Source organism: Plebeiibacterium sediminum, assembly GCF_026013605.1.
Lineage (GTDB): Bacteria > Bacteroidota > Bacteroidia > Bacteroidales > Marinilabiliaceae > Saccharicrinis > Saccharicrinis sediminus.
Window position 1 is genome coordinate 53,611 of record NZ_JAPDPJ010000018.1, and the last position, 21,126, is coordinate 74,736.

20 protein-coding genes are annotated in these 21,126 nt (G+C 31.5%); all 20 read right to left on the reverse strand.

All coding sequences use genetic code 11. The annotated features are described in order from the left end of the window. Nucleotides 1-33 precede the first annotated feature (33 nt). Nucleotides 34-1,152: a GDP-mannose 4,6-dehydratase gene (gene gmd, locus OM075_RS09760; RefSeq protein ID WP_301190318.1), complete on the reverse strand. Its 1,119-nt coding sequence runs from the start codon at nucleotides 1,150-1,152 to the stop codon at nucleotides 34-36. 3 nt (nucleotides 1,153-1,155) lie between these two features. Further along, a complete protein-coding gene (gene rfbB, locus OM075_RS09765) occupies nucleotides 1,156-2,172 on the reverse strand; it encodes a dTDP-glucose 4,6-dehydratase (RefSeq protein WP_301190319.1) in 1,017 nt (338 codons plus the stop codon). 180 nt (nucleotides 2,173-2,352) lie between these two features. Continuing rightward, the gene (rfbD, locus tag OM075_RS09770) at nucleotides 2,353-3,222 is read right to left on the reverse strand and encodes a dTDP-4-dehydrorhamnose reductase (RefSeq protein WP_301190350.1); all 870 of its coding nucleotides are present in this window, start codon (nucleotides 3,220-3,222) and stop codon (nucleotides 2,353-2,355) included. Nucleotides 3,223-3,231: 9 nt separating this feature from the next. Continuing rightward, the gene (gene rfbC, locus OM075_RS09775) at nucleotides 3,232-3,807 is read right to left on the reverse strand and encodes a dTDP-4-dehydrorhamnose 3,5-epimerase (RefSeq protein WP_301190320.1); all 576 of its coding nucleotides are present in this window, start codon (nucleotides 3,805-3,807) and stop codon (nucleotides 3,232-3,234) included. A 144-nt stretch (nucleotides 3,808-3,951) separates the two neighbouring features. Then, nucleotides 3,952-4,830, reverse strand: coding sequence for a glucose-1-phosphate thymidylyltransferase RfbA (rfbA, locus tag OM075_RS09780; protein WP_301190321.1), 879 nt, complete (start codon nucleotides 4,828-4,830; stop codon nucleotides 3,952-3,954). Further along, on the reverse strand, nucleotides 4,827-5,945 hold the full coding sequence (locus tag OM075_RS09785) for a glycosyltransferase family 4 protein (protein ID WP_301190322.1): 1,119 nt from the start codon (nucleotides 5,943-5,945) through the stop codon (nucleotides 4,827-4,829). The genes rfbA and OM075_RS09785 overlap by 4 nt, the downstream gene beginning before the upstream one ends. Further along, nucleotides 5,911-7,077 carry a hypothetical protein gene (locus tag OM075_RS09790; RefSeq protein ID WP_301190323.1) on the reverse strand — a complete coding sequence of 389 codons (1,167 nt, stop codon included), beginning with the start codon at nucleotides 7,075-7,077 and terminating at the stop codon, nucleotides 5,911-5,913. The genes OM075_RS09785 and OM075_RS09790 overlap by 35 nt, the downstream gene beginning before the upstream one ends. Then, nucleotides 7,067-8,131 carry a glycosyltransferase family 4 protein gene (locus OM075_RS09795; protein ID WP_301190324.1) on the reverse strand — a complete coding sequence of 355 codons (1,065 nt, stop codon included), beginning with the start codon at nucleotides 8,129-8,131 and terminating at the stop codon, nucleotides 7,067-7,069. The genes OM075_RS09790 and OM075_RS09795 overlap by 11 nt, the downstream gene beginning before the upstream one ends. Beyond that, nucleotides 8,124-9,374, reverse strand: coding sequence for an O-antigen ligase family protein (locus OM075_RS09800; RefSeq protein WP_301190325.1), 1,251 nt, complete (start codon nucleotides 9,372-9,374; stop codon nucleotides 8,124-8,126). The genes OM075_RS09795 and OM075_RS09800 overlap by 8 nt, the downstream gene beginning before the upstream one ends. Then, nucleotides 9,364-10,332 (reverse strand): glycosyltransferase family 2 protein, encoded by a 969-nt coding sequence (locus OM075_RS09805; protein ID WP_301190326.1) that lies wholly within the window; start codon nucleotides 10,330-10,332, stop codon nucleotides 9,364-9,366. The genes OM075_RS09800 and OM075_RS09805 overlap by 11 nt, the downstream gene beginning before the upstream one ends. After that, on the reverse strand, nucleotides 10,332-11,216 hold the full coding sequence (locus OM075_RS09810) for a glycosyltransferase family 2 protein (RefSeq protein ID WP_301190327.1): 885 nt from the start codon (nucleotides 11,214-11,216) through the stop codon (nucleotides 10,332-10,334). Before OM075_RS09810 ends, OM075_RS09805 begins: the two co-directional genes overlap by 1 nt. Nucleotides 11,217-11,347: 131 nt before the next feature. Beyond that, nucleotides 11,348-12,274, reverse strand: a complete 927-nt coding sequence (locus OM075_RS09815; protein ID WP_301190328.1) for a glycosyltransferase — start codon at nucleotides 12,272-12,274, stop codon at nucleotides 11,348-11,350. Between the two features lie 37 nt (nucleotides 12,275-12,311). After that, nucleotides 12,312-13,712 (reverse strand): lipopolysaccharide biosynthesis protein, encoded by a 1,401-nt coding sequence (locus OM075_RS09820; protein WP_301190329.1) that lies wholly within the window; start codon nucleotides 13,710-13,712, stop codon nucleotides 12,312-12,314. Between the two features lie 3 nt (nucleotides 13,713-13,715). After that, nucleotides 13,716-14,228, reverse strand: a complete 513-nt coding sequence (locus OM075_RS09825; protein ID WP_301190330.1) for an acyltransferase — start codon at nucleotides 14,226-14,228, stop codon at nucleotides 13,716-13,718. A 12-nt stretch (nucleotides 14,229-14,240) separates the two neighbouring features. After that, nucleotides 14,241-15,125 (reverse strand): alpha-1,2-fucosyltransferase, encoded by an 885-nt coding sequence (locus OM075_RS09830; RefSeq protein ID WP_301190331.1) that lies wholly within the window; start codon nucleotides 15,123-15,125, stop codon nucleotides 14,241-14,243. After that, a complete protein-coding gene (locus tag OM075_RS09835) occupies nucleotides 15,119-16,150 on the reverse strand; it encodes an NAD-dependent epimerase (protein WP_301190332.1) in 1,032 nt (343 codons plus the stop codon). Before OM075_RS09835 ends, OM075_RS09830 begins: the two co-directional genes overlap by 7 nt. A 16-nt stretch (nucleotides 16,151-16,166) precedes the next feature. Next, nucleotides 16,167-17,279: a Wzz/FepE/Etk N-terminal domain-containing protein gene (locus OM075_RS09840; protein WP_301190333.1), complete on the reverse strand. Its 1,113-nt coding sequence runs from the start codon at nucleotides 17,277-17,279 to the stop codon at nucleotides 16,167-16,169. 46 nt (nucleotides 17,280-17,325) lie between these two features. After that, entirely contained in the window at nucleotides 17,326-19,779 is a 2,454-nt protein-coding gene (locus OM075_RS09845; protein WP_301190334.1) for an SLBB domain-containing protein, read from the reverse strand. A 214-nt stretch (nucleotides 19,780-19,993) separates the two neighbouring features. Beyond that, entirely contained in the window at nucleotides 19,994-20,617 is a 624-nt protein-coding gene (locus OM075_RS09850) for a lipoprotein signal peptidase (protein WP_301190335.1), read from the reverse strand. 125 nt (nucleotides 20,618-20,742) lie between these two features. Continuing rightward, complete coding sequence (locus tag OM075_RS09855) at nucleotides 20,743-21,120, reverse strand: TraR/DksA family transcriptional regulator (protein WP_301190336.1); 378 nt, start codon at nucleotides 21,118-21,120, stop codon at nucleotides 20,743-20,745. Nucleotides 21,121-21,126 lie beyond the last annotated feature (6 nt).

A 21,126-nucleotide genomic window follows, 5' to 3' on the forward strand; every position in this document is an offset into this window, starting at 1 on the left:
GATAATTCGTTTCTTTTATTCGGGTAATTCGCATTACTCAAAGTAATTCAGTGTCTTATATCCTCCTTCTCTCAAATACTTATCTTTCTTCATTAATTCAACATCAGAGGCCATCATATCTTTAACCAAACCTTCAAGATCATATTCTGGTTCCCAACCTAATTTTTCTTTTGATTTTGTTGGATCACCTATAAGCAACTCAACTTCTGTAGGTCGGAAATACCTTGGATCTACTTTAACCACTTCTGTTCCGGCTTCTACCTGATAATCCGGATTGGTACAGTTTTTCACTACTCCAATTTCATCAACACCTTCACCTTTAAATTCAAGTTCTATACCAACTTCAGCAAATGCCATTCTTACAAAATCTCTAACCTTTGTAGTTACACCTGTTGCAATTACATAATCTTCAGGCTTTTCCTGTTGCAAAATCAACCACATGGCTTTGATGTAGTCCTTAGCATGTCCCCAGTCCCTTTTCGCTTCCATATTACCCAGATATAAACAATCCTGCATTCCTAATGCAATTTTAGAAACAGCTCGGGTAATTTTTCTGGTTACAAATGTTTCTCCTCGTAATGGACTTTCATGATTAAATAAAATACCATTACATGCAAACATATTATATGCTTCACGATAATTTACTGTAATCCAGTATGCGTACATTTTAGCAACTGCATAAGGACTTCTTGGATAGAAAGGTGTTTTTTCTGACTGAGGAACTTCTTGTACTAACCCATAAAGTTCAGAAGTTGATGCTTGATACACTCTGGTTTTATCTGTCAATCCTAATAATCGAATCGCTTCAAGAATCCTTAAAGTACCGATCCCATCAGCATTTGCAGTATATTCAGGAGTTTCAAAACTCACCTGAACATGACTCATCGCTGCCAAATTATATATTTCATCAGGTTGCACTTCCTGAATAATACGAGTCAGGTTCATACTATCTGTTAAATCTCCATAATGTAAAATCAAATTACGATTTTCCACATGAGGATCTTGATACAGGTGATCAATACGGTCTGTATTAAACAATGATGAACGGCGTTTTATACCATGCACTACATATCCCTTTTTCAATAAAAATTCGGCTAGATAAGCGCCATCTTGTCCTGTTATTCCTGTAATTAAAGCAACTTTATTACTCATAATTTAAATATTATTTTTTTTCAAATACCAATCTACTGTCAAAACGATCCCAGATTCAAAATTTTCACTTGCTTTCCACCCTAATTGATTTTCAATTTTTGTTGCATCAATAGCATAACGTCTGTCATGCCCGGCCCTATCTTGAACAAAAGTAATCAAATCCTTATAAGAAGAACTATCAGCTTTAGGTTTCTTCTCATCAAGGATAGAACAGATATAATTTACAATAAACAAATTATCACGTTCATTGCGTCCTCCAATATTATAGGTTTCTCCAGCGATTCCCTTATGATAAGCCAAATCAATACCTATACAATGATCTAGTACATATAACCAATCCCTAATATTTTTACCGTCACCATAAATAGGAATATTTTCACCAGCCAATGCTTTTCGGATAATCGTAGGGATTAATTTTTCATTATGTTGTTTAGGGCCGTAGTTATTACTACAATTACTCGTAGTCACATTCATTCCATAGGTATGATAATATGCACGTACAATTAAATCTGAACCTGCTTTCGAGGAAGAATACGGGCTATTGGGTGCATAAGGGGTATCTTCTTTAAATAATCCCGTTTCCCCTAAAGTACCATAAACTTCATCTGTAGAAATATGATGAAAACGGCATCCTTCATAACCATCTTTATATTTAAAAGGTGAATCCATCCAATATTGACGGGCTACATCTAATAATGTAAAAGTACCATTAACATTGGTTTGAATAAATACCTCTGGCCCACTTATCGAATTATCAACATGGCTCTCTGCAGCAAAATGGAATACTCCTTTAATATCATATTTTTCAAATAGATATTGAACCAGTTCACGGTTACAAATATCACCTTTCACCAATTCATACCTGTCTGAATTTTCTACTTCTTTTAAGTTTGTAATATCTCCAGCATAGGTTAACTTATCAAGGTTTATTATTTTATATTCACTGTACTTCTCTAAGAAATAAGGAACAAAATTTGACCCTATAAAACCAGCTCCTCCTGTAACTAATATTGATTTCATCTGTTTAAATTTGATTTTTATTTGCCAGATGGAACTCGCCCAAAAGTTAATAATCCTCGTGCTTGAGATTTTCTTATAGCTCGTTTCATTCGTTTAGTTTATTTAAATGGTTAAATGGATGTCCATAAGCTATTCGTATTTAAAGACGTTTAGTCTGGACTATACATATATACTCTTTTTTTAGTTTGATTTTTCGATTTCATAAAGACAGCTTCTCAATGAATCACGCCAGTATGGTATTGAAATATTAAAATCGTTTTTTATTTTCTTTTTATTAAGAACCGAATAATATGGTCTTTTTGCTGGTGTTGGATATTCTGATGCTTCAATAGGATTGACGATACATTTAATACCTGATAATTCAAAAATTGCTAAAGCAAAATCATACCAAGAAGCAACTCCCTCATTACTATAATGATAAACCTTTCCCTTTTTATCCAACTTTTCATTACTATTAATAATACTCATTATAGCACCTGCTAAATCCGCTGCATAAGTTGGTGTACCTACCTGGTCAAAAATAACACCTAAAGACTCTCTTTCTACACCTAATCTCATCATTGTTTTAACAAAATTATTGCCGAAAGAAGAATATAGCCAAGATGTTCTAATGATAATTCCTTCTTCATTAGAGGATACAACATACTGTTCTCCCTCTAATTTTGTAAGCCCATATACACCTAAAGGTATTACTTGATCAGATTCCTTTAATGGACAAAATGCTTCTCCATTAAAAACATAATCAGTAGAGATATGAATTAACTTGGCAGAACTTAATTCACAAGCTTTTATTAAATTTTTAACAGCTGTTGCATTTATAATTCTAGCTCGTTCAATATCTGATTCCGCCTTATCAACCGCTGTATAAGCAGCACAATTAATAATTAAACCAACATTATGTTCCTCTACATAACTAATAATATCATCTTGATTTGTTATATCAAGCTCTTCAACATCGGTAAACATACAATTCAATTGAGGATATTGAAATGCGATATGCTTTAACTCCGAACCTAATTGTCCGTTTCCCCCTGTTACTAAAATATTCATCACGATATCTTATTTTAGATAATCAGCCATTGTAAATTCTGAAGGTAATTCGATTCCAGCTAAAGGTTTTAACTCTTTATCTTTTGCTGATAGAAGAACTGACTCTGCACTAATATTCCAATCAATAGCTAGTGCCTCGTCATTCCAGGCAATACCGGAATCATGTTCTGGGGCATACCAATTATCAACCTTATAAGAAAAAATTGCAGACTTACTAAGCACCACAAACCCATGAGCAAATCCTCGGGGAACAAAAAACTGTCTTTTGTTTTGGTCAGATAAAACAACAGAAACATGTTTTCCAAAAGTAGGTGAATCTTTACGTAAGTCTACAGCCACATCAAGAACTTCACCTTCTATACACCTTACTAATTTTGCCTGATTAAACGGAGGCCTTTGAAAATGTAACCCTCGCAACACTCCATAACTAGATCTGGATTCATTATCCTGAACAAAATTAACTGGGCCTATTTTTTCTTCAAATTGCCTTTGATTAAAGGATTCGAAGAAATAGCCTCGGCTATCTCCAAAAACTTTAGGTTCTATAATAATTAAACCCTCAATATCTGTTTTAATAAACTTCATGCTTATAAATAGTTTAATAATACCACATGCCATTTACCAATAATGAGCAAGGCATACTAATGGATTATTTCATACGAATATATTATTTTCAAAGGACAAATTGAATTATCGAATAATTTAATTATCCAATTCAATATTAGTTGCTTATTGCCTTTTTGCTAACGACAATAAATATTGTCCATATTGATTCTTACTCAATTTCTCACCTAGCTTAATTAACTGTTCTTTATTTATCCATCCATTTAAATAAGCAATCTCTTCTGGGCATGAAACCTTTAAACCAATTCTCTTTTCCAAAGTTTCAACAAAATGGCTCGCTTCCAATAAAGACTCATGGGTTCCTGTATCTAACCAAGCAAATCCACGTCCCATTAATTCGACTTTTAATGCACTTTTATCTAAATATTCCTGATTAACAGTTGTGATTTCCAATTCTCCCCGAGGGCTGGGCTTAATGTTTTTAGCAATCTCAATAACACTATTAGGATAGAAATATAAACCCACAACCGCATAATTTGACTTAGGCACTTCTGGCTTTTCCTCAATTGAAGTTACATTACCACCTTCATCAAAGGTACAAACACCATAACGCTCTGGATCATTAACCCAATAACCAAATACTGACGCTTTATTTTCTTTTTTAACTGTTTTTACAGCATCTTGAAGTAATGAAACAAAACCATGTCCATAAAAAATATTATCACCAAGAACCAAACATACATCATCATCACCGATAAACTCTTCTCCAAGAATAAATGCCTGCGCTAAGCCATCAGGTGAAGGTTGAATTACATATTCTAATTTTATTCCCCATTGACTTCCATCTCCCAATAACCGAACAAAGGAAGCTTGATCTTCTGGAGTTGTAATAATTAATATTTCTTTTATCCCAGCAAGTAATAATACAGACAAAGGATAATATATCATTGGTTTATCAAAAATTGGTAACAGCTGTTTAGATGTAGCTAATGTGATTGGGTGTAAACGTGTGCCGGAGCCTCCGGCGAGTATGACGCCTTTCATGATTGATTCAAATTAAATTCTGTATATTTTTCATTAATATACTCTTGTAGTTCTTTATTAAATCGCTGTTTAGAAAATTTCTCAGCATTTACTCGTACAACTTTAGCATCAAAATTCATATCGTCAAAACGATCAATGGCCTCCATTAAGGACTCCACAGTCTGCACATTAAAATGAACTCCAGTCTGACCATCTATTACGGTTTCTTTAGTACCGCCTCTTCCTAATGCAATAACAGGTGTACCACATGCCTGAGCTTCAACTGGAATGATTCCAAAATCTTCATCAGCTGCAAATACAAAAGCTTTTGCTTTTTGCATCAGCTCAAGCATCTCATCATTAGTTACAAATCCTTTCATCTCAACATTAGGCCCTGCTAAAGCCTTTATTTTCGAATAATCAGGCCCCGTACCTGCTACTATCAACCTTTTATTTGGCATTTTTGAAAAAGCCTTAACAATAAGATCTATTTTCTTATATGGCACTAATCTTGAAGCTGTGTAATAATACTCATCCTTGTCCTCACATAAATCAAAGCGATGAGTATCCACTGGAGGATAGATCACATCCGCTTCTCGTCTGTATACTTTATTTATTCTTTTTTTGATATAATTTGAGTTTGCTATAAAATAATCCACTCTATTAGCACTAATTACATCCCAAATACGAAGTCTATATAACGTATGTCGAACAAACCATTTCTTTATACCGAAGCCAACTAATCGAGCTTCGTTCAGATATTGATGGTATAAATCCCATGCATATCTAGCAGGTGAATGACAGTAACAAATATGCAACTGCTTAGAATTTGTTATGATACCTTTTGCAACAGAAGAAGAGGATGAGATAATTAAATCATACCCAGAAAAATCAAAACTCTCAACTGCTTTAGGAAATAATGGCAAATAATTCCGGTATTTTTTTCTACCTAAAGGTAGTTTAGCTACAAAAGACTCATGTAATTTATTTTTATTAATATTCAATTCATCAATAACTCTATCATGGGATGTCACCGTATAAATATCAGCCTCTGGATATAATTCCAGAAAACATTCGAATACTTTTTCTGCTCCTCCTATCTCAGTGAGCCAATCTTGTATGAGTGCTACTTTCAAAATTATTTTTTTTTCTTTGTGATATACAAACTAACGCTAAATATATTGCTACCACTCCACTAGGATAGAAGTGACCGGCTAATGCTCCTAAAATAACATAAACAATTCCAATATAAATCAAATAACTATTAGCTTTTACATAAAAAAACTCCTTGAAAAATATAATACAGTATATACTTCCTCCTACAATTCCAAAAAAAACAAAAACATCTATAAGGTCCATTTGGATATATGTTTCAATATAATTACATCCGCCAAAAAAATAATTTACAACTCCCCAATTCTCAATTAAAGGAATAATTCTACTCAAAAATAATTCATTTCGAAAACTTAAAACAGATGTTAAAATATCAGTAGTAAAGGCTAAATCAATAAAAAAAGTAAAAACACCTGACATAATTAAGATAGCTAAAAGAAAAACAATCATAATTAATCCCTGTATATAATTTTTTGTAGAATAAATATGATATATTGTGAATATTAAAATAAAAAGATATGCTGTCTTTGTTCCTAACAATAAGCTACCTATAACCAAAAATAAAAACTCAAAAACATTCATCCATTCTTTATGAATTGCTCTAATTCTATCATATAAAACAACTAATCCTAGAAAATAGAAAGGAGAAGCATCATTAGCTAAGTAGAAAACACCATCATAACCAAAGCGACCATCGTATGCTGAAAATAAACCAATATTGAATAACAATCCTATTAAAATGAGTATAGTATTAATGAAAAGAACCAGTCTAAAACCGATAATACTATTTTCTATCTGTTTAGGAGATAATTTTAAAAAAAATATTAACCAAAAAAATGGATAGACGTATCTAACCATTGTCTTTATAAAAATATAAAGCTCACTTGAGTCAATTCCATGAAAATAAGACAACCACCCCACAAACCCTGTTACACATATAAGCAATAGATTAAACAATAACTTCTTATTTGATTTGAAGTTAATTATAGCAAACATAATCAAGCCAATAAATATGAGTATTTTAAAGTAAACTATGGTCGAATTACCTGGATCTTCGTCTATTCCAATATATAAAAGTAGTTTAACAAAAAAATCCATTAAAAAATGTAGCATAATTAGAACCAAACCTATATTTCTATTCAAATTAGCTAGCATTCTTAATCTTTAATAATTCATTAACTAATATTCTTGCTGAGTAAGTCCATGAAAACCTATTAACATTTGAGTAACCTTTGTTTATTATGTCATCTAGCTCTTCTTTCGACATACAAAAAATATTACATATTGATTCAGCCATTTCTATTGCACTATAAGGATTACAATACTTTACAGAATCAGCAAAAACCTCTTTAAAAACAGGGATATTGGAAACTAAAACAGGTACACCCATTGATTGTGCTTCCAAAGGAGGAATACCGAAACCTTCATAAAGAGACGGGTAAACAAAAGCTCTAGCCTTTCTATATAATTCCAACAATTCTTCATCGCTTACATATCCTAATACATCGATTTGCTTATGCCGTATATCTTGACCAAAATCTGAAAAATTCTTTCCAGAACACCCTACTACTTTTAATTTAATATCATTAGATGTATATGACATTGCCTCGATCAAGGTATACAAGTTCTTTCTTGGATCTAATGAACCAACAAATAAAATATAATCCTCTATTTCTAATACTTCCTTTTTCTTGTTAGTAAAACATTCTGAAACAGCATTATAAACAACAGAAACCTTCTCCTTTTTAACATGAAGTCTATCACATATTTCCTCTTTTGATACCTCACTAACTGTTATTATATGTTTAGCAATATATGCAATTCTAGGAATCAAAATGCGATAATACCAATAAAACTTCTTGGAAAACCATTTAGGGTTTTCCAGAAATGCCAAATCATGAATTGTTGATACTGAGTTTTTATATAACAACGGTGCGGTGTTACATAAATTAAGTAATAGAGGATTTCCATTATCTTTTAAATACTTAGGTAAGTCAATTTGTTCCCACAAATGCCCCTTATTGCGACCTATTAATTCTACATCTAAGAACTCAGCTAACTCCTTGTTAACAATATTCTTTGGAGCCACCCACTTCACAATCAACTCCGAATCCTTTAGATGCTTTGATAACTCAATAGCAAAACGTTGAACTCCTGTTACTTTTTGGGTTAAAAATCGGGCATTTATATATATACAATTTCTACTCATTTACTGCAACCTTTTCATCATATGTTAAATAATTCATAAAGATAAAAACCCAATAATAAAAAAACATATATTGCTGATAGAATATACCTTGCAAAGCTATTGCTAAACAAAACAATAGCATTGTTAGTATGTTATTATTTATACTAGTTCTTAATATTCTAAACAATGGAAAAATAATAATTATCACATGTAAACAAAGTCCCACCAAACCAATTTCAATCAAATACGTAATGTATTCAGAATGGAAATTAGCATACTTATCACCTCCAAAAAAAGATGATGCAAAAAAAGATCCAGACATAAAACCATGTCCTAAAATAACGGAATGCCAACTTTCCATAATTATCTCTTTACCAGCTTGCAACAACAAAAAATGATGTCCGGTAGAACCAACATCTAATAACCTTGTTTGAAGCCCTTTTATAATCAAGGACAAATCTACATGACCCAGTATGTTTCTTACTATATATATTAGTCCACCAAAAATTATTAAACTAAAGACTGCACGCCTTTTATTTATATAAAATTGTATGTTTTTAAATTGAATTAACTTAATAAATAATAATCTTACACCAACAATACCCAAATGTGCTGCAATGGCGCTACGCGACAATGTTATAAGAATAATTAATCCATACAAACGACGATACCATTTCATATCTCTTTTTTCAATCTTAAAAGATAATAGGTATAAAAAGGAAAAAAAGAAACCACATACATTTGGATCAATAAAACCTCCAGTTAGCCTTGGAAGAAAATAACTAATTGTTTGAGGGTACAACTTAACAAAAGAATTTGAGTTATCCTGATAAAATCCTCCTTTAAGAAATAAGTAAATTTGAATTAGCGAGAAGAAAGCATATACAATAACTGACCACTTTGAAAATTTATAATATATATTATTAATTTTTGACCATTGATCCTTTAATAGAATTGTAAAACTATAACATGAAATGATTGTGTAAAAAAACAAAATGATCCTTTTAATCAAGGATGTATCGGGCAATGAAAAACATCTTAACAATATATACACCAAATATATGGATAGAATTAAAGAAAGTTCTTGATTTATTTTTATAGTGGTATTCTTAATTGCAAATACCAGTACATATATATTCACAACCACGCTTAAGGCCACTGATGGAGTAAGTTCGAATGGCAGAAATTCACCTGAAAAGTCTACTCTAAAAACCCCTAAGCTAACTAAAAAAAATATAATTAAAGTCTCCTTTTTAAGCATCAAATAATATCCTAATTATTTTAGGTAAAAGATCAAATCTTCTTCTTCTAATCCGATTAAACAAAACAATTACAAAACCTAACTTTACCAACAAAATCCTTCTAGGGAAATGTGATTTCATAAAAATTAATCGTGATTTTAAAGAACTAAGATCGGACACCTCTGATTTCGAAGCAACTTTTCGGTTATCTCCTTTCGTAGAAGCCCCTTCCTTATGGAATATTAATTTCTCTTCATTCACTCCAAAATTATAGCCTTTTTTCATGCCCCTCATTACCCAATCTACCTCTTCGTAGTATAAAAAGAAATCTTCATTTAAACCACCAACATCTTCAATGAATTTCCTTTTTACTAACATACTCGCTCCAACTGGATAATCAAGTAGTTTAATACTGGATATTTCATTCAACTGTTTTACTGTTCCAAAGAATTTATTAAGAACTCCCCCAATACTCTGTATTACATCTGGTTGATAATAATCATACAATGTAGCGCCCAATATTCCAACATCTTGCGTTCTGTTGTTAATGTCTTTAACAAGCACATCTAAAGCATCTCTAGTCACTATACAATCATTGTTTAACAACCAGACATACTCATAGTTTTTGTTTTCAATAGCTCTTAATGCCACATTATTTGCTGCTGCAAATCCTCTATTTTCAGCCTTTATTATAGTTAATTCATTAAGTTCTAACAATTCATCCCCTTCATTAATTATATGAATTTTTTCTACACTTTTTGACAAAGGATAAACTATATCTTTATAATTTGTTTTAATACTTTTAACCTGACCTCTTGCCCATGCTTCAATAAATTCAATACTTAACTCTGAACTAGAGTTATCAACTACTATAATAGAATAATTAGTATATTTAATTTTTTTTAATGATTCAAGACACTCAATCGTATCATTATGACCATTATAATTAACTAAAACAATTACAACTTTATTGTCACTCATTACTTTAATCCAAAATAATATAATATCCCTTGCAATGGTCTGTTTATAGCGCCATATATGTAACCAATTTTTTTTCCAAGTTTAAACGCTCTCTCTTGGAAAGGCTTACCTACTTTATCTGCTAATGTCAATCGGAATCGTTCACGTAAATCACTATCTGAAATTTCACTATCAATTTTAAATATAGCCTCCATCTGATTTCTGAGCATAATTAGACTATCTTTGGTCATACTGTTAATATGCCAACGATAATAGACATCACACGTATTATCACAAAAAACTCTATTTGTTAACTTAGATAGATTAAACCACATATACCAATCTTCTTTTGCTTTCAATACCTCATCAAATAAGATCTTACCTTCTCCAAAAAAATCAGCTCTTAATAATGCACAATGAATCGGAATTGTAAACTCATTATCCCATTTTAGTAAAATATCTTCATGAAAATTAGTTGATAAATGCTGAAAATCTATTCTTAAAAAAGGAAATTTAAGCGATTTTTCAAACATATAACAACTACTTAAAACAATGTCAACATTTCTTGCTGTAATTTCTTCAACCTGACGTTTAAGTTTATTTTCTCCTATAATATCATCCGAATCCAAAAACTGAATAAATTCGCCCTTTGCTTCTTTTAAACCTTGGTTCCTTGCAGATGACAATCCACCGTTAGTTTTATACACATAACGGAAGCGAGCATCTTCATCACAATACTTTTGGGCAATTTTTTCTGTGTTGTCAGATGATCCATCATTAACGACAATACACTCCCAGTTATCATAGGCTTGGTATTTTATGCAATTTAAAGTCTGAGATAAAAATCCTGCTTGATTATAACACGGAATAATTATAGATACCAATCCCTTACTATGGCAATTCATTTGTTTTATTTACTTATTTATTATCTAACATTAAAGTCATTGAATAACCTATTTTATCCTTGAAGGTCAATTAAGATAAATTCGATCATAAATATTCTATTAAAAACTTTCAGATTCAAGATCATATCAATCTAAAATATAGTTTTAAGCAACATCAATCGATGTCTAACTGACATATGCTTTAACCGAATAGCATAATGAAAAATCGATCTATTAAGGATTTTGGTAATTGTATCCTGATTAATAAATTTACTAAAATCCACACTTCTAAAAATTTCACACACCCTAATAAAATTATCTGTTTCATATTCTAAGATGGGAAAACGAGTACATATTTTTTCATAAATACCATACTCCAATTCTGATAAATTTATTCCAAGCATATTTAGCCATCGACACCTTATCACCTTAACATAATCTTGCTGCTCATGATATGTCTTACTTGATACCTGATTTACATGTATCCTATAGTACAATAAATATTTTGGTATATTTGCTAACTTTAAACCTTTAAAAACCATTTCACTCCACAAAGCATAATCCTGAGCCTTAGGAATAGATTCATCATACAACAGTCCCTGTTCCAAACAAATTCTTCGTCTAAACATAACACTTGCATGTCCCAAACAATTATTGAATAATAAACGTGCAGCGATTTCTTTACTACTTACAGGATTTTTCACTTTATTAATTACACCATTCCCAAATTCTTTCACCCAAGTTCCGCATAAGCTTATATCCTGATTTTTTTCTAAAAATTCAACTTGACACTTAAATCTTTCCTTATGAGAAATATCATCAGCATCCATTCGTGCAATATATTCACCTCCTGCAAGTTGAAGTCCTTTATTTAATGATTTTGTCAGGCCTATATTTTTCTCATTGGAAACAATACGTATCCTATTATCCTTTTCTGAAAATTCCTTAAGAAGTTTAATTATTCTGGAATGTTCTGGATTATCATTTATTACAATAAACTCAAAATCTCTTAATGATTGATCCAATATTGATTCAATCGATTCCTTTATCCATTCGGATGGTTCCGAATAAACACTCATTATTACTGAAATTAAAGGAGATGATTTGACCATAAAACTATTTCAATAATGCTTTAAAATCACTTTTAAGAGACTTTAAAAATAATACAATAATTCCTAAATATAAACCAAACATTGCAACTCCTTGTAAGCTAAGTTTAAAAAACAATGGGAGAGTTAATATACTTATCCCATATACAAATAGTAATGGAAAAACAGATGCAAATAAAGACAATAAGATATTTAATCCTTCAAATTTAATACAACCCTTAAATACCTTATATTCAACACTTATCATATATAAGAAGGTTGCAACCACATTTATAACAACAGTAATTAAAACCAATATGTATACAGATTTATGTCGAAAAATTACAACCAAAGATAGTAGGAGTAAATTTCTTATGAGCTCATTTATCAATACTACACGAGACATTCCTCTAACTTTTATAATATTATTGTTCAATACAGCCAAAGGATACACCATGCCAATGATACACAATAATTTAAACAAAGGTATAACCTCGCTCCATTTATCTGTGAGCAAAAATATTATTAAATCGTCAGCAACAATGATTAAAAACAAAAATATTGGCACGCATAAAAATATTGTTACCCTGGTAATCCTCTTGAATACTTCAATCTTATTATCTCCGGAATTCGCAAGTAACGGATAACTGACTTCATTAATTACTTCAGAAAGCGATGTCATAGCTAATCCTTGCATATTAGAAGCACGATCATAATATCCAACATCTTTAAAAGTATAGAATTTTCCTATAATTACCTTTAATATGTTTGCACATACATGTCCTAAAATTCCGGATAATAATAGATTAATCCCAAACCTAAACAGAGGTTTTATTTCTTCTATACTAAATATAGCTTTAGGCACCCAAGATGTTTTAACAATCATCATATATGAACGAAGCAACGGACGCAATACTTGACTCGTGATTAATGACCATACCCCAAAACCAAAATAAGCTCCTACCAATCCAATAACACCACTTATAACAGATGAAACAATATTAATTGCAGCTATCTTTTTAAAATCTAATGCTTTAATTAATTTAGCGGTATGAACTACTGACAAAGCATTAAAAATAAAAACAAGAAATAAAACTCTAGAATAAACTACTAAATCCCTATTATTAAAAAAATCAGCTATAGACGGGGCACTTATAAATAAAATAAAGTATAATACAACTGCTATTGATACATTTAGAAAAAAAACACTTGAATATGCTGCATTACTTAATTTATTATCCCTTATCAATGCATCTTTAAACCCACCTTCCACAAACACCGTAGAAACAACTACGAATACGGCTAGCACACCGACAACACCATAATCCTCTGGGAGAAGTAACCGGGCAGTTAATATATTGATGGATATTGTCAGAAACTGCTGTCCAAATTTCCCTATACTACTCCATAAAAAAGCCTGTTTCGTCATTATTTACAAGTCTTTTCTTGTTTTATAAAACCTAGCAGGATTTCCAAACACAATAGAATATTCAGGAACATCATGACTCACAACACTTCCTGCTCCAATTACAGCCCCTTTACCAATATTAACCCCATCCAAAATAACAGAATTAGCTCCTATCCAAACATCATCTTTAATAATTATTGGACCTTTTGTTGTACAATTCTGTTCTATCATAACTTTTCCAAAATCAATACCATGATTACCAGAAGCAATCATACAATTCGGTGCAATCATAACATTATTACCTATCTCTACCCTACCATAGATACATGTATTTGGATTAATCTGTACATTATTACCAATAGTCAATTTACTAACCCAAATTACCACTTGTCTATTAATAATTACTTTATCCCCTATTTCAACATTGTTAAAATTTCTAATACTTACTGTATGATGAATGTTGGTGTTATTACCAAAGGCACTCAATCTTCGGCTAAAATAATAATTTGTCAATCTTTGAAATATTCGTTGAATCATCTTCATCTCCCTCTATAAATTCAGCCTATTATCTACTAAATTCCATTTATTTGGTAAGTATATATCATTATCTTTTTCTCTATCTTGCCACCAATACTTCGGTGCTACAACATGTTTTTTATCCTTTCCTAGAATACCAGCCCACCAACTAAAAGTGCTATTCGGAATTATAAGTCCTTTACAATTTGCCATTAAATACATATCCAAATAGCTTTTATCGCCTACATTCCAATCAATATATTTAACATTACACCCCCAATCGTAATTACTTTTAACAAAATCAATATCATCCGAAAAGAAAAAGAACTGAACATTATCTTTTAGCTTGCTTTGTATAATTTCCTTTGCTTTAAGATAATATTCTACTCCTACTTGTTCAAAATGTGAGATATTTTCTTTATTTAAATAATCACCACGTCTTATATGTACTCCAACAGAATTACTTGAATTAATACACTCCAATACATTTTTATTTTTTGTTGAAAGAGAAAATGATTTAAATTTAATAAACGAACGCAAATTATCCTTTATTAGATAAGTATTACAATTCTGCCAATAACCTTCCAAATAATAATCCTTTTGATTCTCTATTTTACTAAAATCAAAATTATTTTGAAAAATATGCGTACTTTTTAATTTAACACCTCCCAACAACTTACTTTTAATCTTGTTAATGACTGACGGATAATCACTTCTGAGCCTACTAAGATTTTTAACATCAACATGCTTTATTTGAATATCGAAAACCTTATCTACTTCAAATCCCTGATGTCTATCATAATAACGATAATCGGTTATATCTTCAAATACCTTATACCCTCTTTCCCTCAATTCCAAAACAAAAGCAAGTTGAAACAACTGGTTCCCTAATCCACCTATATATTTTACTACTAACACCCTATATAATCTTTAAACCACTTAATAAACGCTTCTACACCTACCCTTAAATCTGTAGATGGATTATATTTAGTAATCTTGTTAAGTTTAGCTGTTTCCGCAAAAGTATGCTTTACATCTCCTGGTTGCATCGGGTACATGTCTTTTTTTGCTTCAACCCCAAGGGAACTTTCTAAACAAGAAATAAAATCCATCAATTTAACAGGCTTTGAATTACCAATATTAAATAATCTATAATATGGAATATTCTCATTAGTGTTAGGGACATTCTCACATACTTTTACAACTCCTTCTACAATATCATCTATATAAGTAAAATCTCGCTCCATTTCACCATTATTGAAAACCTTGATTGGTTGGCCCATAGTAATGGCATTGGCAAAAAGCATGGGAGCCATATCTGGTCTTCCCCAAGGTCCATAAACAGTAAAAAAGCGAAGCCCTGTAGTGGGCAGTTGATATAAATGGCTATAAGTATGTGCCATTAATTCATTGCTCTTTTTAGTAGCGGCATATAAACTAACAGGATGATCAACTCTATCATCTTCTGAAAATGGCACTTTTTTATTATTCCCATAAACTGAAGAGCTTGAGGCATAAACAAGATGTTTGATCTTGTTATGTCTGCAACATTCCAAAACATTAACAAAGCCAACTAAATTTGATTGGACATAAGCATGAGGATTTTCAATTGAATAACGTACACCAGCCTGAGCCGCCAAATGAATTACTTTGTCAAACTGTTCATTTGCAAATAATTGTTCTAACTCTTCTCTTTCTACAATGTCAAGTTTTATAAAATGGAATAAATTATATTTTTCACTTTGTATAAGTCCATCTTCTACATCTTTCTCTTTACTTATACCTAACTCTTTTAATCTTGCATATTTCAGATTAACATCATAATAGTCATTGATATTATCTAAACCAACTACTTCATCACCTCTTTGCAGCAACGCTTTTGAAACATGGTATCCTATAAAACCTGCAGCTCCTGTTACTAGAATTTTTTGTTTTTTTTTCAACTTAAATAGTATGAATTTAAAATTTAGTCTTAATCTGACTCCAAACAAGCTTCACAAACAATAAACCAACACCTAACACTCCACCTAAAAATATACTTAATACAAGTATTATTTTCTTTTGGGGTGAGGATGGTTTAATTGGTACTTTAACTGGCTCTAACACAAAAAAAACCGGTGTTTGTTCTTTTACAGCAATTTTAGATTGTTCTAACTGCTGAGCTAATCCTTTATAAATCGTTGATGCCATATCATACGCATCACTCAATCGTTGTAACTCTGGATCCATCCGCTCGGATATTATATTACGGTGCGTATCCTTATAATTAAAATAAGCTAATTGAGTTTCCTCGTATTCTAACTTTTTTTCATTATATCTTTCCTGTACAAAATCCAGATTTTCTCTAGCCTGTTTAGTCTTATATTCGATAATATATTCTTGCAACAATTCAACCGCCTTTTGTACATATTGGGCTGCCAAAATAGGTTCTTCTAATTCCACAGAAACATTAACTAACCCGCTCTTATCATCTACATTAATTTGTAAGACTTCAAACATGGAGGCTAAAGCCATTAACTCTTCCTCTGATAAACTAAGAACTCCTATATCCTGAACTTTAGTAGAAAATTCATTCTCACCAGAAAATATAGCATCCTTAATAGTCCAAGGTAATCGTATAGTATATTTCACTAACTGAGAACCGAACGATGGAATTGTATCTGCTGCAACATAATCATATATAGAAATTGGGTTATTATATTCTTCAAAATGAAATTTTTCACGAATAAATTCATTTAAAAAGGGATAACTATTTACTATCTGAGGATAAATTTCTGGAGGTATTCCTTCTGATTGTCCCATCATGGATCCTAAATTAATTCCTGCCATACTTGCAAGAGAACTTAAGTTACCCATATTGCCTCCTGCTTTTTCAGATGATGGCAACAACGTTGCCGATGCAGTATACTTATCAGGACTTAAATATGCGATTAATAATCCTATTAAAACGCAAATTCCAATAGAATAATAGATCGTTTTACGTCCATCCCAAATCGTTTTTATCAAGGCTATCAAATCTATTTCATCATCTTTTATGATTTGATTTTTATTTATCTGATTATTTGATTCCATTTATATTGAATTTACAAGAAATACCAAAGCTTATTTTATCACCGAATCAGTTTTCCGTGGAATTTGCTGTATTTGATGAACTTGATTTTTCTGGCAGATTATTTAGTACAGTTACAACAGTTAACGAAATGGAGGCAATACCACTTGCTATAGCGATCCAGGCCTGCGGGCTCATCCCTTGACGTTCTGGTCTTTGAGGAACAATTATTTCGGCTCCAGGAGTAACCTTTGGGTAATTTCTAAAAAATAAGAATCCTTTAGTTGCATGCGAAGCTCCATTGGCTTCTAACACATAAGTCTTTCCTTTCTTGGCATTTAAGGAAAATCCACCACTTAAATTAATATATTGTTTCACATTATATGATTTTTCATATACAGTCGATGATGGATTTAAAACTTCACCAGATACTTTAACGGTCTGTAATACTGATGGAATTGTTAAAAAATCACCACTCCTCATATATATATCATCTTTAGAACCTGGATTCCCTATAATCTTATCTAAGTGAACACTAACTGTTTCAAAATTTAGTTCTGAGAATCTAATGGTTGAATCCATTTCCATCAACTCTTCCCTTTTTGCCTTATCCTGCTCTGACAGTGTGATTTTCCTTGTTAATGAAGCTCCTTCAGGATAGGCATTATCACTTAACCCTCCTGCTCTTTTTATAATATCAGAGATTCTTTCTTTATCGGAAGTCAAGTTATAAATTCCGCCATACATAATTTCACCTGCAATAGTAACTGACCCTGATGAAATGGCACCTGGCATAAATCGAACTGCAATCGCATCATAAGGTTCAAGAACAAATGAATTCGCCTCTTCATTCAATTCTAAATCACGCGTTACTTTAAAATAAAATAATTCTGAACTCTTATCAGTACTTTTATCTGCATTTTCATAGGATAATTTACGTCTCACCTCTATAGTTGATTCTGAAGCTGTTTCCTTGAACCCTCCCGCCATAAATACTAAATCAGCAATTGTTAGGTTTTCTGCATAAGGATATACACCCATATTCTGTACTTCCCCCCAGATGGCAACGGTTCTATCTTCCCTTATATTATCAATAGCTTTAATAGAAACTTTATCATTAGCCTTTAGATTTATATTAGTTTCTCCATTTAATACTTTATGAACATCGAAAGAAATATTTTCAGGTGTATAATCTTCTTTTAATCGAGTGATAAGTCCTCTATTTAAGAATGCATTTTCAATCAAGCCATCTGCTTTACTAATTAATTGTTTTAATGTTAATCCCTCTTCGTATTCAAAATCGCCAGGATTAAAGACTGCCCCTGTAATACTAACAATATTGTTATATCTATTTAAAATTTTACCAACAGACAAACGATCTCCGGATGCCATATATACATCTGACATATCTTCAGAAGCAACTTCTTTAAAAGTTCTTTCTTTTCCGTTATTTCTATATAACTTAACTGCCGATCTATAGGCATTTTCAGTAAATCCACCTGCATAAGAAACTACATTTTTAACAGTTTCGCCTTCTTTAGTTTCGAAAATTCCTGTTCTTTTAAATTCTCCATCAACTCTAATCCTGTTTAAATATGGAGGTATCAGAACCACATCATTATCCATTAAGGGAGCATTAACTAAAGAATTTCCTTTAACTATAAAATCGTAAACATCAAGATTCGCTACTATTTTACCATTTCGGATTAACCTAATATCCCTAAAGCTTCCTTGTTTATTTGGACCACCTGATAAATATAATACATTAAATAATGTAGCCGTACCTGGAACTGTATATGTACCTGGTGCAAAAACTTCTCCTAATACATTTATTCGTATGGCTTTAATTTGACCTATAGAAACAGATGCAAATGTTCTTGGATTTGCATTACTTAAATCAGAATAAATAGTCGATAACTTATTTTTAATTTTACCCTCTGCAGCTTTTAATGTTAATCCTCCAAGATAAACAGGTCCGATTAATGGAATATTAATATCTCCATTTGTGTTAACTACTAATTGATAAGACTGTTGGGAAGCTCCCCATACTTCAATATCAATCTCATCTCCAGCTCCTATAACATAGCTTTCAGATACAGCAATATTAACACTTGGTTCAAAAGATAAGTTAGTAGTATTAAAAAACGAAAAGCCGAATATCTTTTCATCTATCATATTACTATCCAAAACAGATTTTTGAGAAAGCTCTGAAACTGCTGTTGCGTTTTCTCCACTTAAGCTATTATCTTGTTTGTAATTAGTAGTACCTCCGCTCTGTTTAACTTCTTTAATTCTCCTTTGCAGCAAAGAGATCTGACTATTAGACATTCCTCTTAAACGAGCCATGTTAATGGCTTCATTTTCGCTTAAGCCGCGTTTTTCCATTTCGGAAATGATCTTCATAATTTGATTATCATCTAAGGCTCCAACATCAACCTTTGAAGGATCTACATTTTGAGCTGTTGCTATGGGAGTTATAACAACCAGGATTCCTATAAAAAGAATTAAAATTTTCTTAATCATTTTTGTTCATTTATGAGTACGCTTCGCTTCTTGAGTCACATAATTGGATCAAGAAGTTAAAAATAACTATCAATCCGCTACTATAACGGATATTTTTATGTTTTAGCGTCTCCTTAATTCAGAAAACAGCATGCAAAGTTCACACTTTTAAATGCAATATCAAAATTCAAGACAATTGAACATAGATATTCCACTTATAGTCACTTTAATTTTATTATTTAAAATATTTACGGTGAAAAATCAAAATAATGGCAATTCCTATTGTTATGGCAGAATCTGCTACATTAAAAACAGGACGAAAAAAAATAAAATGCTCACCTCCCCATTTAGGTATCCATGAAGGAAAATTCCCTTCAACTATTGGGAAGTAAAACATATCAACTACTTTACCATGAAGAAATGATGAATACCCTCCTTCAGCAGGAAATAAAGAGGCTACTTGAGGATAGCTATCATTGAATATCATACCATAAAAGGCGCTATCTATGATATTACCAATTGCTCCTGCTAAGACTAATGAAATACTAAAAATCAATCCGTAAGGGACATCTTTTTTTGACAATTGTTTTAAGTAATAAGCTATTCCAACAACAGCTACGATGCGAAAAACACTTAAAATAATTTTACCGAATTTTCCGGCCAACTCCATTCCAAAAGCCATTCCGTTATTTTCAATAAAATGGATGATGAACCAATCTCCAATTATTTTATACTCCTGACCAATCATCATATGAGTCTTTACCCATATTTTTAGAGCCTGATCAATAAACAGAACCAATAGAACAATTACAAATGGTTTTTTTAAAAATGAATGCATTCCGGAATGATTTTTTGCCATAAACTATCCTTTTCCAAAAATATTTTATAGCTAACTTTTTGGGGTTAAATTATATGTTTTGGATTTACGCCAATCTTTTATCACTTATTCTCCTCATAGTATTTATGAGGAGAGTATTAAGTAATCTATTTCTGGTTTCTTTTGGCATCAATACTCAATGTTGCATGAGGAACAGCTCTAAGACGTTCTTTAGATATCAATTTCCCTGTTTCCCTACACACTCCATAAGTCTTATTCTCAATACGAATTAAGGCCGCTTGCAGATGCTGAATAAATTTCAGCTGACGTTGCGCTAATTTACCCGCTTCTTCTTTTGAAAGTACAGCTGCTCCTTCTTCTAAAACTTTAAATGTTGGAGATGTATCCTGAGTATCGTTTCCATCACCATGAGTAATTGTATTTCGAAGCAATTCGTAATCTTTCTTTGCTTTGTCAAGCTTTGCAACAATTATCTGCTTAAATTCCTGCAACTCTTCATCGGAATATCTAGTTTTCTCTGTCATAACAGT